Consider the following 13,762-nt stretch of genomic DNA (forward strand, 5'->3'; position numbering starts at 1 on the left):
TCCCACGCAAGGACGCGACATGACCCACCGTGACCAGATGACCCGCACCTCCTCCGGCTTCTACGTGAGCCAGGAGGCGCCGATCCTCTCCGACAACCCGATCCCCACCCCCTCCGTGCCGGCGCCGGACATCCTGCGCTGCGCATACATGGAGCTCGTCGTCACCGACCTGCTCGCGTCGCGCGAGTTCTACGTCGACGTGCTCGGCCTGTACGTGACCGAGGAGGACGAGAACACGATCTACCTCCGGTCCACGGAGGAGTTCATCCACCACAACCTCGTGCTGCGCCAGGGGCCGGTCGCCGCGGTCGCCGCGTTCTCGTACCGCGTCCGGTCGGCGGAGGATCTCGACAAGGCCGTCGCCTTCTACGAGGAGCTCGGCTGCCGCATCGAGCGCCGCCCCGACGGCTTCACCAAGGGCATCGGCGACTCGGTGCGCGTGACCGACCCGCTCGGGTTCCCGTACGAGTTCTTCCACGCCACCGAGCACGTCGAGCGCCTGTCGTGGCGCTACGACCTGCACACCCCCGGCGAGCTGGTGCGCCTGGACCACTTCAACCAGGTCACCCCCGACGTGCCCCGCGCGGTGAACTTCATGCAGTCGCTCGGCTTCCGCGTCACCGAGGACATCCAGGACGAGGAGGGCACCGTCTACGCCGCCTGGATGCGCCGCAAGCCCACCGTGCACGACACCGCCATGACCGGCGGCGACGGCCCCCGCATGCACCACGTCGCGTTCGCCACGCACGAGAAGCACAACATCCTCGCCATCTGCGACAAGCTCGGAGCGCTCCGCCGCTCCGACGCGATCGAGCGCGGCCCCGGCCGCCACGGCGTCTCGAACGCGTTCTACCTCTACCTTCGCGACCCCGACGGACACCGCGTCGAGATCTACACGCAGGACTACTACACCGGCGACCCCGACAACCCCGTCGTCACCTGGGACGTCCACGACAACCAGCGCCGCGACTGGTGGGGCAACCCCGTCGTGCCGTCCTGGTACACCGAGGCCTCGCTCGTGCTCGACCTCGACGGCAACCCGCAGCCCGTGGTGGCGCGCACGGACTCGTCCGAGATGGCCGTGACCATCGGCGCCGACGGCTTCTCGTACACCCGTCCCGACGAGGACTCGATGCCCGAGTACAAACAGGGCGAGTACAAGCTCGGTCACCAGCTGTAAGGGGAGACGGATGCTGCACCCCGACGACATCGCCGCCATCGCGGCCGAGCTGGCCGAGGCCGATCGCACGCACGGCGTGATCCCGCGCATCACGGCGCGGTACCCCGACGCCACGGTCGAGGACTCGTACGCGATCCAGGGCGTGTGGCGCGACCAGAACATCGCCGCCGGGCGCACGCTGGTGGGCCGCAAGATCGGGCTCACGTCGAAGGCGATGCAGCAGGCGACAGGCATCACCGAGCCCGACTACGGGGTGATGTTCGACGACACCGTGTACCGCTCCGGTGCCGAGATCCCCGTCGAGAAGTTCTCGAACGTGCGCATCGAGGTCGAGCTCGCGTTCGTGCTGAGAACCCCGCTCGAGGGCCCCGGCTGCACCCTCGACGACGCCCTCGCGGCGATCGACTACGCCGTGCCCGCGCTGGAGGTGCTGAACTCCCACATCGAGCTCGAGGGCCGCACCATCGTCGACACGATCTCCGACAACGCCGCGTACGGCGCGATGGTGCTCGGCGACGTGCACAAGCGCCCCGACGAGATCGACCTGCGGTGGGTTCCCGGCGTGCTGAGCCGCAACGGCGAGATCGAGGAGACCGGCGTCGCCGCGGGCGTGCTGGGCCACCCCGCGACGGGCGTCGCGTGGCTGGCGAACAAGTTCCACCAGCACGGCGCGCGCCTCGAGGCGGGCGAGATCATCCTCGCGGGCTCCTTCACCCGCCCCATGTGGGTGTCGCGGGGCGATACGGTCAGGTGCGACTACGGACCCATGGGAGTGATCGAATGCCGCTTCGTCTGAGCCCGACTTTGAGCGTCGTCCTCGCGAACGCCGACCGCCCGCTCGCGGGCATGTGGGTGTGCACGGGCTCGCCGCTCGTGGCCGAGATCTGCGCGGGCTCGGGCCTGGACTGGGTGCTCATCGACATGGAGCACTCCCCCAACGGCCTCGAGTCCGTGCTCGCCCAGCTGCAGGCCGTCGCTGCCTACCCGATCACGCCCGTGGTGCGCGTGCCGATCGGCGATGCCGTGACGATCAAGCAGGTGCTCGATCTCGGAGCCCAGAACCTGCTCGTGCCGATGGTCTCGGCGAAGACGGATGCCGAGGCCGCCGTCGCCGCCGTGCGCTATCCCCCGCAGGGCACGCGTGGTGTGGGCTCGGCGCTTGCGCGGTCGGCCCGCTGGAACCGTGTCGACGGGTACCTCCAGGACGCCGACGCGCACGTCTCGCTGTTCGTCCAGATCGAGACGACGGCAGGTGTCGAGGCGGCCGCCGAGATCGCCGCCGTCGACGGCGTCGACGGCGTCTTCGTGGGTCCCAGTGACCTCGCCGCCTCGATGGGCGTGCTCGGTCAGCAGACCCACCCCGACGTCGTCGCCGCCGCCCACCGCACGTTCGACGCCGTCCGCGCGGCCGGCAAGCCGGTCGGCGTCAACGCCTTCGACCCGGCCACCGCCGACGCCTACCTCGAAGCCGGCGCGTCGTTCGTCCTCGTCGGCGCCGACGTCGCGCTCCTGGCGCGCGGCTCGGAAGCCCTCGCCGCCCGGTTCATCCCCACCGATGCCTCCGGCGAGCGCGCCTCGTACTGAGCGACGACCGCTGCAGGCGCAGCGTGTCAAGGCGGCCCGGAAGGTGGTCCGCACGTGTCACGCTGGGGCGATGAAGCGAGACGTCTCCAGCCGCATCGCCCTGAACGTCACCGAACCGGCCGAGCTGGTCTTCGCGATCACGGCCTCAGCGCACTACTCCCCCGACTCCGAACACCTCGCGGCGCACGTGGACGGCAGGCCCGTCGAGATCGACGAGCTTCGCGATGCCCACGGCACGCGCCTGCACCGGGTCATGGCGCCGGTCGGGTCGTTCGCGATCGAGTACAGCGCCTCCCTTCACGACGGCGACCCCGCGGGCGGCGACGACGATGTCGAGCGGTTCGTCCATCTGCGGCCGAGCCGGTACGCCGAGTCCGACACGCTGGCACCCACCGCGACCGCCGAATTCCGCGGCATCGAGGGTGCCACCGAGCTCCTCGCCGCCGTCTCGTCGTGGGTCGGCACACGTCTGTCGTACATCCCCGGATCCTCGCTGCCCACCGACGGCGCCGCGCGCACGCTGCTCGCCCGGCGGGGCGTGTGCCGCGACTACGCGCACCTGTGCGTCGCGCTGCTGAGGGGGCTCGGCGTCCCGGCGCGCATGGTCGCCGTGTACGCACCAGGGCTGAGCCCCATGGACTTCCACGCCGTCGCCGAGGCGTGGATCGACGGCGCATGGCGGGCGATCGACGCGACGACGCTCGCGCCGCGCTCGAGCCTCGTGCGCATCGCGACGGGTCGCGATGCCGCCGATACGGCGTTTCTCAACGTGTTGTCGGGGCGTGCCGGCCTGGTCCAGCTGACGGTCGCCGCGACGGCCGACGAACTGCCGGACGACGACGTCACCCGGCTGGTCTCGATCGCCTGAGCCCTCGCCCGCGGGGTCGTTCCACAGGCCCGACCCGACGTGGCACAGTGATGTCATGAAGAAGTGGGTCGTGCGGTTCCTCTCGCTGCTGGTGTTCAACATCGTCGTCCTGCTGATCGTCGGGTGGCTCACTCCCGCGCGCGTCGGCTGGGCCGCGCTCTGGGCGGGCATCGTGCTGACCGCGCTCGTCATCTGGATCAAGCCGCTGGTCGAGAAGTGGTTCCGCTCGATGGCGGCGAAGTCCGCGAATCAGCGCACCAAGGCCGGCGAGAAGCTCGTCGAGTTCCTGCTCGCCTTCGCCGTCGCGTTCCTGGTCTGGATCGTCACCGTGGTCTTCACGGGGGTCTCCATCGGCGGCGGCATCTTCGGCGCGTTCTGGGGCTGGGTCATCCCGCCGGTGATCCTCCTCATCGGGTGGGCGATCTACGGCGCCATCGACGACAAGGTCGAGACCCACGCCGGCACGCTCTACGACAAGGCGACCGGTTCGAAGGCTGCGGGAACGGATGCTGCGGCCCCGCCGATCCCCTCCCCCGAGGCATCCGCCGCCCGGCGCGAACTGAACGACGGGCTCACCGACGAGCAGCGACGCATGCTCGACGAACTCGGCAAGGGCTGATTGCGCCCGACCTGTCGATCGGGGCGGGCGCCGATCGTCATCAGGGTGTCGATACCCCTGAAAGAAAGGACGACGCCATGCGGTACGCACTCCTCCTCCACTACCCCGAGATGACTCCCGAAGACATGGGCGACGACGCCTGGGCCGAGGGCATGCGCGAGTTCGACGAGTACGCCAAGGCGCTCGACGACGCGGGCGTGCTGGTCTCGGCCGAGGTGCTCCAGCCCTCCGCCGTGACCACGACGGTGACCGCGCCCGACGGCACGCTGCGGGTGCAGGACGGCCCGTTCGCCGACACCAAGGAACAGCTCGGCGGCACGTTCGTCATCGAGGTCGCCGACCTCGATGCCGCGATCGACTGGGCCGGCAAGGCGCCGTCGATCAGCTGGGGCACCGTCGAGGTGCGGCCCAGCGCCACCCGCTTCGAGAACGGCTCCTGGACCCCGTTCGCGAGCTGATGCCGTCCGCTTCCGACTCCCGCACGGTCGCGGCACGCACCGCGCGGGAGTCGTACGGCCGCATCCTGTCCGTGGTCGCAGCGTCCACGCGCGACGTCGCGCTCGCCGAGGACGCCCTCGCCGACGCGTTCGAGCGCGCGCTGCGCACGTGGCCGGATGCCGGCATCCCCGCCAATCCCGAAGGGTGGCTGGTCACCGTGGCCCGCAACCGACTGCGCGACGCCCTCTCGTCAGCGGCGCACCGCACCGGTGTACCGCTCGACGAGGGGATCGCCGCGGTGCGCGCCGACGAGCGCGAGGTCGACGCACTCAGCGCTCTCGAGCGCGCCGAGGCGATCCCCGACCGTCGACTCGAACTGCTGTTCGCGTGCGCGCACCCGGCCATCGACCCTGCCGTCCGCACCCCGCTCATGCTGCAGACGGTGCTCGGATTCGATGCGGCCGAGATCGCCCGCGCGTTCGCGGTCGAGCCCTCCGCGATGGCCCAGCGGCTCGTGCGCGCGAAGCGGCGGATCCGGGATGCCGGCATCCCGTTCCGCGTGCCCGCCCTCGCCGACATGCCGTCCCGGCTGCCGGCCGTGCTCGAGGCGATCTACGCCGCGTACGCCATCGGCTGGCTCGACCAGGGCGAGGAGCCGCGCGAGTCGCTCGCCGACGAGGCGCGCTGGCTCGCTGTGCTCACCGCGACCCTCCTCGACGACGAGCCGGAGGCGTGGGGCCTCGCCGCGCTGCTGACCTACGCGCAAGCGCGCGCACCCGCCCGCGCCGACGTGCCGTGGCCGCCGCTCGACGAGCAGGACCCGGCCGAGTGGGATCGCGCGCTCATCGGGGAGGGCGCCGCTCTGCTGCGCCGCGCCTCGTCGCTCGGGCGACCGCTGGGGCGATTCCAGCTCGAGGCCGCGATCCAGGCCGTGCACTGCGACCGCGCCCGCACCGGCGCCCTCGATGTCGAGGCGCTCGTGAAGCTGTACCGCGGACTCGTCGTGCTCGCACCCACCGACGGCGCGCGAGCCGCGCTGGCGGCGGCCGAAGCGCGGCTCGCGTCCGCGTCGTGATGACCGATGCCGGGGCCGCGGCATCAGACGTGTAACAAACCGACCCGCGCGGGCCGTTCGGCCCGGCCCCTCGCCAAGATGGAGGGATCCGCGCAGCGACAGCACGCACGCGCGGACACCCGACTCCTGGAGGCACCCATGTCGCGCAGCATCCGTCTCGTCCGCATCGCCGCCGCCGGCATCGCCGTCGCGGCCCTCGCCCTGACCGGCTGCGCCTCGGGTTCCGCGCCGGCCAGCAGCGAGTCGGCCGCCGCCGACGCGGGCTACCTCACCCCCGGCAAGCTCACCATCGCGACGGGCGAGACGGCGTACGAGCCATACGTGATCGATGACGACCCGGCGTCGGGTGAAGGGTTCGAGGCAGCGGTCGCGTACGCCGTCGCCGAGGAGCTCGGCTTCGCCGCCGACGACGTCGAGTGGGTGCGGACCAGCTTCGAGTCGGCGATCGCGCCCGGACCCAAGAGCTTCGACTTCAACATCCAGCAGTACACGATCACCGACGAGCGCAAGCAGGCCGTGGACTTCTCGTCGCCCTACTACGAGGCCAGCCAGTCGGTGGTGGCGCTCAAGGGCGGTGCCGCCGAGGGCGTCACCGATATCGCGGGCCTCACGGATCTGGTGCTCGGCGCGATGTCGGGGTCCACGAGCGCCACGACGATCGAACAGGCCATCGCTCCCACCGCCACGCCGCAGCTCTACAGCTCCAACGAAGACGCGGTCGCCGCGCTCAAGGCCGGCCAGATCGATGCCCTCGTGCTCGACACCCCGACCGCGTACACCGCGGTGAACTTCTACATCGACGACTCCTTCACCGTCGGCGAGCTCCCGGCCGCGGGGGTGCCCGACCAGTGGGGCCTGCTGCTGGCGAAGGACTCCCCGCTGACCGCGGACGTCACCGCGGCCGTCGACACCCTGCGTGAGAACGGAACGCTCGACGCCCTCGAGGAGGAGTGGCTCGCCGTCCTCAGCGAGGGCGTGCCTCAGCTGCAGTGACCGCGTCCGCTACGTTCGTCCGGTGACCCCGCACCAGCCCAGCGCGCTCGAGCTCGACCGCCGCGCCTACCGGCACCGTCGCTCGCGGCGGTCCGTCCTGATCGCGATCGCGTCGTCGCTCGCGTTCGCGGCGATCGTCTGGGTGACGGTCATCAACACCGAGGGCTGGTCGAAGGTCCAGCAGTCGTTCTTCAACCTCGACGTCGCGATCCAGGCGCTGCCGAAGGTGTGGGACGGCTTCCTGATCAACCTGCAGGTCCTCGCCTACTCCGTCGTGACCGTCGCCGTCGTGGCACTCGTGATCGCCGTGCTGCGCACCCTCCGCGGGCCGGTCTTCTTCCCGGCGCGCGTGCTCGCGGCCGGCTACACCGACCTCTTCCGCGGCCTGCCGTTCATCATCGTGCTCTACCTCATCGGCTTCGGTCTGCCGACCATCACGAACACGCGGATGCCGGTCGTGCTGCTCGGCGTGATCGCGGTGACGCTCACGTACTCCGCGTACGTCGCCGAGGTGATCCGTGCCGGCATCGAAGCCGTCCACCCGTCGCAGCGCCTCGCCGCGCGGGCGCTCGGCCTCGGGTACGTGCAGTCGCTGCGCCGCGTCGTGCTGCCCCAGGCCTTCCGCAAGATCACGCCGCCCCTCATGAACGACTTCATCTCCATGCAGAAGGACGTCGGGCTGATCTCCATCCTCGGCGCGGTCGACGCCATCGCCGCGGCGAGATCCGTCGCCTCGCTCACCTACAACTTCACGCCGTACGTCGTGGCCGGGGTGCTGTTCATCCTGCTCGCGATCCCCACCATCCGGCTCACCGACTGGTACACCGCACGACTGCGCGAACGCGAGCAGGCGGGGGCGATCCTGTGACCGCTCTGCTGCGGGCGACCGGCATCCACAAGTCCTTCGGGGAGCGCGAGGTGCTCCGCGGCGTCGGCCTCGAGCTGGCGACCCACGAAGTGGTCGCGCTCATCGGCGCGAGCGGATCCGGCAAGTCGACGCTGCTGCGATGCCTGAACCTCCTCGAACCCATCGACGACGGGCAGATCTTCCTCGACGACGAGGACATCTCCGACCCTCGCGTCGACGCGAACCGCGTCCGCTCGCGGTTCGGTGCCGTGTTCCAGAGCTACAACCTGTTCCCGCACCTCACGGTGCTCGACAACGTCACGCTGGCCTCGCGCGTCGTGCACCGCACTCCCCGGCGTGAGGCCGAGGCTCGTGCGCTCGAACTGCTCGGCCGCATCGGGCTCGCCGACCTGGCGCGCGAGCACCCCGACCGCCTCTCAGGCGGCCAGCAGCAGCGTGCCGCGATCGTGCGGGCCATCGCGACCGACCCCGAGGTGCTGTTCCTCGACGAGATCACGTCGGCGCTCGACCCCGAACTCGTGGGCGAGGTGCTCGAGCTCGTGCGGCAGCTCGCCGCCGACGGCGCCACGATCCTGATGGCGACGCACGAGATGGCCTTCGCGCGGGATGTCGCCCACCGCGTGGTGTTCCTCGACGCGGGCACGATCGTCGAGCAGGGGCCTCCTTCCGAGGTGCTGGCGGCTCCTCGCGAACCACGCACCCGGGAGTTCCTCGCCCGCTTCACCGCCTGAGTGAGGCAAGGCGGCGCTGTCCATATCGCGTGATCTCACCGAGCGCACCCGTTATGTGCGCGTATAACGCATGGACTCGGCGAGATCACGCGATGTGAACGCGGCGGGGTGAGTCAACTTGTTGACTTACAGTGAGTCAACTGGTTTACTTCAGATGTGTCCGAGCGCCTGACCTTCACCCTCCACGAGCTCATCGCCGAGCTCGACGCGTTCGCCGACTCCGCCCTGCAGGCGGGGTGGGGTGTGACGTTCAACCATTTCCAGTTCCTGGCGGTGCTCTACGATCACGAGCCCGTCGACATGACGACGCTCGCCCGCTGCCTCGGCGTCACCAAGGCTGCCGTGAGCAAGCGCGTGCCCGCGCTCGTCGAGGACGGGTGGATCACCGCCGCATCCCAGCCCGGCGCGGGCCGCAGCATCCTGCTCTCGCTCACCGACAAGGGCACCGCCCTCGTGCGCGACGCCGGCGAGGTGCTCGAGCGCGAGTTCGCCGCAATGCTGACCCACCCCTCGCTCGCCGGCGACCCCATCGACGCGTCGCGCATGAACGCCCAGCTCGTCGCCCTCACCGCTTTCATCCAGCAACAGCCGGCGCCCGGCCCGGGTGCCGTCCACCACCCTCAGGAGAGGCTCGCATGAACGCTCCCCGGATCCTCGTGATCGTCGGCACGCCCTTCGCCGGCAGTCTCAACCACTCCCTCGCCCAGTCGTACGCCGACACCGCCCGCGCCGGCGGCGCCGAAGTGCGCGTCGTGGATCTCGCGAACGACACGGTGCCCCAGCATCCGTCCGTCCGCGACGACGTGCGCCTGCCGCGCACCGATGCCGACGTGCCGCTCACCCCCGAAGTCGCCGCCTACGTCGCCGACGTCGACTGGGCCGACCACCTGGTGTTCTTCTTCCCGCAGTGGTGGGGGTCGCTTCCGGGGGCGCTCAAGACGTGGATCGACCGCGTGTTCGTGCGCGGATTCGCCTACCGCTATCGTCCGACCGGGCGGCTGTGGGACAAGCTGCTCACCGGGCGCAGCGCGCGCATCGTGATGACGATGGACTCCCCCGCGTTCTGGAACGCGTGGGTCTACCGCAATGCCCCGATCCGGTCGCTCCGCAGCGCCACGCTGGAGTACTGCGGCATCAAGGTCCGCGGCGTCACGCGGCTGGCGCAGGTGCGGCACAGCACCGAGGCCGACCGCGAGCGCTGGGTCCGCGGGATGGCGTCGTTCGGAGCGACGGATGCCGAGTCCGTGCGTCCGCGCGAACGATCCGAGCTCGTCGTGGCCTGACGTCAGGCGAGCGAGCGCTCCGCCGCTTCGACGACGTTCGTCATGAGCAGCGCCACGGTCATCGGACCGACCCCTCCGGGGTTGGGCGAGAGGTAGCCGGCGACCTCGGCGACGTCCGGGGCGACGTCGCCGTAGACGCGGGACTTCCCGGTCTCGGGGTCGTCCTCGCGCGTGACGCCGACGTCGAGCACGGCGGCGCCGGGCTTGACGTCCTCAGCGCGGACGATGTGCTTCACGCCCGCAGCGGCCACGATCACGTCGGCCTGGCGCAGGTGGTGCGACAGGTCGGCCGTGCCGGTGTGCGTCAGGGTCACGGTGGCGTTGATCTCGCGGCGTGTGAGCAGCAGACCGATCGAGCGGCCGATGGTCACGCCGCGGCCGACGACGACCACGTCCTTGCCCTTGAGGTCGTAGTCGTTGCGCAGCAGCAGCTCGATGACGCCGCGCGGCGTGCACGGCAGCGGCGTGGTGATCGGGGAGTTGACGTTGAGCACCAGGCGTCCGAGGTTGGTCGGGTGCAGGCCGTCGGCGTCCTTCGCGGGGTCGATGCGCTCGAGGATCGCGTCGGTGTCGAGGTGCTTCGGCAGCGGCAGCTGCACGATATAGCCGTGGCATTCCGGGTCGGCGTTGAGCTCGTCGATGAGCGCCTCGACCTCGGCCTGGGTGGCGTCAGCGGGCAGCTCGCGCTGGATCGAGTTCATGCCGATCGCCTCGGACTCGCGGTGCTTCATCCCGACGTAGAGCTGCGAGGCCGGGTCGGCGCCGACGAGCACCGTCGCGATGCCGGGCGTGACGCCGCGGTCCCTGAGTGCCGCCACGCGCTCGCGCAGCTCGTCCTTGATCTGGGCCGCGGCCGCGCGCCCGTCGAGCTTCTGTGCGGTCATCCTGGGTCTCCTCGTGGGTCGTGCGCCCTCACGCCGGGGCGGGCGGGACGGATGCCGCGACCCGGCGTCGGGCCGCGGCATCCGTGTCGACAGTGGTAGCAGACGGTGCCGCAGCGGTGCCGCGGCCCTTCCGCTCAGTGGCGGAAGTCGGGGTACAGCGGGAAGGCGGCCGTCAGTGCCGAGACGCGCAGGCGCAGCTCCTCGAGGTCGGCGCCGGGCTGCAGCGCGAGCGCGATGACGTCGGCGACCTCGGTGAACTCGGCGTCGCCGAAGCCGCGGGTCGCGAGCGCAGGCGTGCCGATGCGCAGACCCGACGTGACCATCGGCGGGCGGGGGTCGTTGGGGACCGCGTTGCGGTTCACCGTGATGTGGATCTCGTGCAGGAGGTCCTCCGCCTGCTTGCCGTCGATCTGAGCGTTCCGGAGATCGACGAGCACGAGGTGCACGTCGGTGCCGCCCGAGCGGACCGCGATGCCGGCATCCTTGACGTCCTGCTGCGACAGTCGCTCGGCGATGATGTGGGCGCCCCGCAGCACGCGCTCCTGGCGCTCCTTGAACTCGGGGGTGGCCGCGAGCTTGAACGCCGTCGCCTTCGCCGCGATCACGTGCATGAGCGGGCCGCCCTGCTGGCCCGGGAAGACCGCCGTGTTGATCTTCTTCGCGATGTCGGCGTCGTTGGTGAGGATGAAGCCCGAGCGGGGGCCGCCGATCGTCTTGTGCACGGTCGACGACACGACGTGCGCGTGCGGGACCGGGTTGGGGTGCAGTCCCGCCGCGACGAGACCGGCGAAGTGGGCCATGTCGACCCACAGCGTCGCCCCGACCTCGTCGGCGATCGAGCGGAAGGCGGCGAAGTCGAGCTGACGCGGGTAGGCCGACCAACCGGCGATGATGACCTTGGGCTTGTGCTCGACGGCGAGGCGGCGCACCTCGTCCATGTCGATGGTCGAGGTCTCGGGGTCGACGCCGTACGCGACGATGTTGTACAGCCGGCCCGAGAAGTTGATCTTCATGCCGTGCGTGAGGTGGCCGCCCTGGTCGAGCGAGAGACCGAGCAGCGTGTCGCCGGGACGGGCGATCGCGTGGAGAACGGCGGCGTTGGCGGTGGCGCCCGAGTGCGGCTGCACGTTCGCGAACCCGGCGCCGAACAGCGACTTCGCGCGGTGGATCGCGAGCTCCTCGGCGACGTCGACCTCTTCGCAGCCGCCGTAGTAGCGGCGGCCCGGGTAGCCCTCGGCGTACTTGTTGGTCAGCACCGAGCCCTGCGACTGCAGCACCGAGACGGGCACGAAGTTCTCGGAGGCGATCATCTCGAGGTAACCGCGCTGGCGGTCGAGCTCGCGATCGAGCACCTGGGCGATCTCGGGGTCGACCTCGGCGAGAGGGGCGTTGAAGAACTGATCGGTCATGCGATCTCCTTGACTGCGGCTTTCGGGGTGCGCGGCACGGGGTGCCGGGATTCACATCGGCCCAGGCGTGCGGTCGAATGCCGTAGTCGGTCGCTCCCCGGTGGTGTCCCACCTCAACGCCAGTCGCGACACACCGAGCATAACCGAACACGACGCGCTAGGCTGAGTCGAATCCCTTTTGTTAGGACTCTTTACATGAATCGTCGACGAGGACGGGCCGCCGCGGCAGCCGTCCTCGCCGCTGCCCTGCTGGCCGGCTGCACCCCGGTCGCACAGAATGGAGACACCGTGTCGCTTCCCGCCGTCGTCCCCGCCCCCGTCTCGATCGAGGCCGGCACCGGCGCGCCATTCCGGCTCACCTCCGCCACGGCGGTGAACGCAGAAGCGGATGCTGCGGCCGCCCTGTCCGCGATCGTCGAGGCCCGCACCGGACTGACCCTCGCGAGCGGCGACGGCGCAGGCATCGAGCTGCGGATCGACCCTTCGACGGGCTCAGGGGCCGGAAACGCGGCCGAGTCCTACCGGATCGCGGTGGACGAGGCATCCGTCTCCGTCACCGGCGCCGACGCGGCCGGACTCTTCTACGGCGTGCAGACGCTGGGTCAGCTCATCGCCCGCGACGGCGACGAATGGACCGTGCCCGCCGTCACCATCGAGGACGCCCCGCGCTTCGCCTATCGCGGTGTCATGCTCGATGTCGCCCGGCACTTCCATCCCGTCGAGACGGTCAAGGCGTACATCGACCACGCGGCGTCGCTCAAGTTCAACGCGCTCCACCTGCACCTCACCGACGACCAGGGCTGGCGCATCCAGCTCGACTCGCGGCCCGAGCTGACCGAGAAGGCGTCGGGCACCTCTGTCGGCGGCGACCCGGGCGGCTTCTACACGAAGGACGACTACCGCGGGATCGTCGAGTACGCGGCATCGCGTCACATGATCGTGGTCCCCGAGATCGACATGCCCGGCCACACCCATGCGGTCGGACTCGCCTATCCCGAACTCGCCGAAGACCCGAGCGTCAGCGACCACATGCGCGAGATCATCCGCGACTACGGCGGCGACGAGCCGCGTGTCGGCGCACCGTACGACGGCATGGCCGTCGGGTTCTCGTCGCTGAAGATCCACGACGAGGCGACGTACGACTTCGTGGCCGACGTGTTCGGCGAGCTCGCGGCGATGACGCCGGGGCCGTACCTGCACTTCGGCGGCGACGAGTCGCTCTCGACGACCGACGAGGACTTCGCCGAGTTCGTGGCGCGCGCGAGCGAGATCATCGCCGACCTCGGCAAGACGCCCGTGGCGTGGCACGAGGCCGGTGCCGCGGCCGGCATCGCCGACACCACGGTCGGCCAGTACTGGGGCTTCCTCACGCCGCAGGAAGGCGCCGCCGAGAAGGCGACCGCGTTCGTCGACAACGGCGCGCAGCTCATCCTGTCCCCCGCGGACGCGATCTACCTCGACATGAAGTACCCGACCGGACCCGAGCTGGGCCTCACGTGGGCGAACGGCCCGACGAGCGTCGAGCGCGCGTACTCGTGGGAGCCGTCGGACGTCGTCCCCGGCGTCGACGACTCCGGCATCCTCGGCGTCGAGGCGCCGCTGTGGACCGAGACGATCCGCACGTCCGCCGACATCGACACGATGGCGTTCCCCCGCGCGGCCGCCGCCGCGGAGGCGGCCTGGTCGCCCGCGACCGGAGCGAGCGACCTGCGCACCTGGGCGTCGTTCCGCGAGCGGGTCGGCGCCCTCGGCCCGCTGTGGACCAGCATGGGCATCGGCTTCCACCCGTCCGAAGAGATCCCGTGGGTCACCGAGTGACCACCGCCGAGT

15 protein-coding genes and 1 riboswitch are annotated in these 13,762 nt (G+C 70.6%); of the genes, 13 read left to right on the forward strand and 2 right to left on the reverse strand.

What is annotated here, in order from left to right; all coding sequences use genetic code 11:
• Positions 1-19: 19 nt before the first annotated feature.
• The 12 genes from hpaD to ASF40_RS15870 all read left to right on the forward strand — a co-directional run bounded on the left by hpaD (position 20) and on the right by ASF40_RS15870 (position 9,639).
• Positions 20-1,180, forward strand: a complete 1,161-nt coding sequence (hpaD, locus tag ASF40_RS15815; protein ID WP_056370728.1) for a 3,4-dihydroxyphenylacetate 2,3-dioxygenase — start codon at positions 20-22, stop codon at positions 1,178-1,180.
• Positions 1,181-1,190: 10 nt separating this feature from the next.
• On the forward strand, positions 1,191-1,976 hold the full coding sequence (locus tag ASF40_RS15820; protein ID WP_056370730.1) for a 2-keto-4-pentenoate hydratase: 786 nt from the start codon (positions 1,191-1,193) through the stop codon (positions 1,974-1,976).
• On the forward strand, positions 1,961-2,764 hold the full coding sequence (locus ASF40_RS15825; protein ID WP_056370732.1) for an HpcH/HpaI aldolase family protein: 804 nt from the start codon (positions 1,961-1,963) through the stop codon (positions 2,762-2,764). The genes ASF40_RS15820 and ASF40_RS15825 overlap by 16 nt, the downstream gene beginning before the upstream one ends.
• A 70-nt stretch (positions 2,765-2,834) precedes the next feature.
• Entirely contained in the window at positions 2,835-3,632 is a 798-nt protein-coding gene (locus ASF40_RS15830; protein WP_056370734.1) for a transglutaminase-like domain-containing protein, read from the forward strand.
• 55 nt (positions 3,633-3,687) lie between these two features.
• Complete coding sequence (locus ASF40_RS15835; protein ID WP_056370736.1) at positions 3,688-4,251, forward strand: hypothetical protein; 564 nt, start codon at positions 3,688-3,690, stop codon at positions 4,249-4,251.
• Positions 4,252-4,328: 77 nt separating this feature from the next.
• On the forward strand, positions 4,329-4,709 hold the full coding sequence (locus ASF40_RS15840) for a YciI family protein (protein WP_056370738.1): 381 nt from the start codon (positions 4,329-4,331) through the stop codon (positions 4,707-4,709).
• Positions 4,709-5,764 (forward strand): RNA polymerase sigma factor, encoded by a 1,056-nt coding sequence (locus tag ASF40_RS15845; RefSeq protein ID WP_056370740.1) that lies wholly within the window; start codon positions 4,709-4,711, stop codon positions 5,762-5,764. Before ASF40_RS15840 ends, ASF40_RS15845 begins: the two co-directional genes overlap by 1 nt.
• 138 nt (positions 5,765-5,902) lie before the next feature.
• Positions 5,903-6,757: an ABC transporter substrate-binding protein gene (locus ASF40_RS15850; protein ID WP_056370743.1), complete on the forward strand. Its 855-nt coding sequence runs from the start codon at positions 5,903-5,905 to the stop codon at positions 6,755-6,757.
• 22 nt (positions 6,758-6,779) lie between these two features.
• Entirely contained in the window at positions 6,780-7,625 is an 846-nt protein-coding gene (locus ASF40_RS15855) for an amino acid ABC transporter permease (RefSeq protein ID WP_056370745.1), read from the forward strand.
• Complete coding sequence (locus ASF40_RS15860; RefSeq protein WP_056370748.1) at positions 7,622-8,356, forward strand: amino acid ABC transporter ATP-binding protein; 735 nt, start codon at positions 7,622-7,624, stop codon at positions 8,354-8,356. Before ASF40_RS15855 ends, ASF40_RS15860 begins: the two co-directional genes overlap by 4 nt.
• A 156-nt stretch (positions 8,357-8,512) precedes the next feature.
• Complete coding sequence (locus ASF40_RS15865) at positions 8,513-8,995, forward strand: MarR family winged helix-turn-helix transcriptional regulator (RefSeq protein WP_056370750.1); 483 nt, start codon at positions 8,513-8,515, stop codon at positions 8,993-8,995.
• Entirely contained in the window at positions 8,992-9,639 is a 648-nt protein-coding gene (locus ASF40_RS15870; protein WP_056370752.1) for an NAD(P)H-dependent oxidoreductase, read from the forward strand. Before ASF40_RS15865 ends, ASF40_RS15870 begins: the two co-directional genes overlap by 4 nt.
• A 2-nt stretch (positions 9,640-9,641) precedes the next feature.
• Here ASF40_RS15870 and ASF40_RS15875 read toward each other — a convergent pair whose 3' ends face one another.
• Together ASF40_RS15875 and glyA are read right to left on the reverse strand one after the other, a co-directional pair.
• Positions 9,642-10,523 (reverse strand): bifunctional methylenetetrahydrofolate dehydrogenase/methenyltetrahydrofolate cyclohydrolase, encoded by an 882-nt coding sequence (locus tag ASF40_RS15875; RefSeq protein WP_056370755.1) that lies wholly within the window; start codon positions 10,521-10,523, stop codon positions 9,642-9,644.
• A gap of 134 nt (positions 10,524-10,657) precedes the next feature.
• Positions 10,658-11,932: a serine hydroxymethyltransferase gene (glyA, locus tag ASF40_RS15880; RefSeq protein WP_056370757.1), complete on the reverse strand. Its 1,275-nt coding sequence runs from the start codon at positions 11,930-11,932 to the stop codon at positions 10,658-10,660.
• A 52-nt stretch (positions 11,933-11,984) separates the two neighbouring features.
• Positions 11,985-12,069, reverse strand: a riboswitch (ZMP/ZTP riboswitch).
• A gap of 151 nt (positions 12,070-12,220) precedes the next feature.
• Here glyA and ASF40_RS15885 point away from each other — a divergent pair.
• Positions 12,221-13,750: a beta-N-acetylhexosaminidase gene (locus ASF40_RS15885; RefSeq protein WP_056370759.1), complete on the forward strand. Its 1,530-nt coding sequence runs from the start codon at positions 12,221-12,223 to the stop codon at positions 13,748-13,750.
• The last annotated feature ends 12 nt before the right edge of the window (positions 13,751-13,762 follow it).

This window comes from Microbacterium sp. Leaf288, assembly GCF_001422925.1.
Lineage (GTDB): Bacteria > Actinomycetota > Actinomycetes > Actinomycetales > Microbacteriaceae > Microbacterium.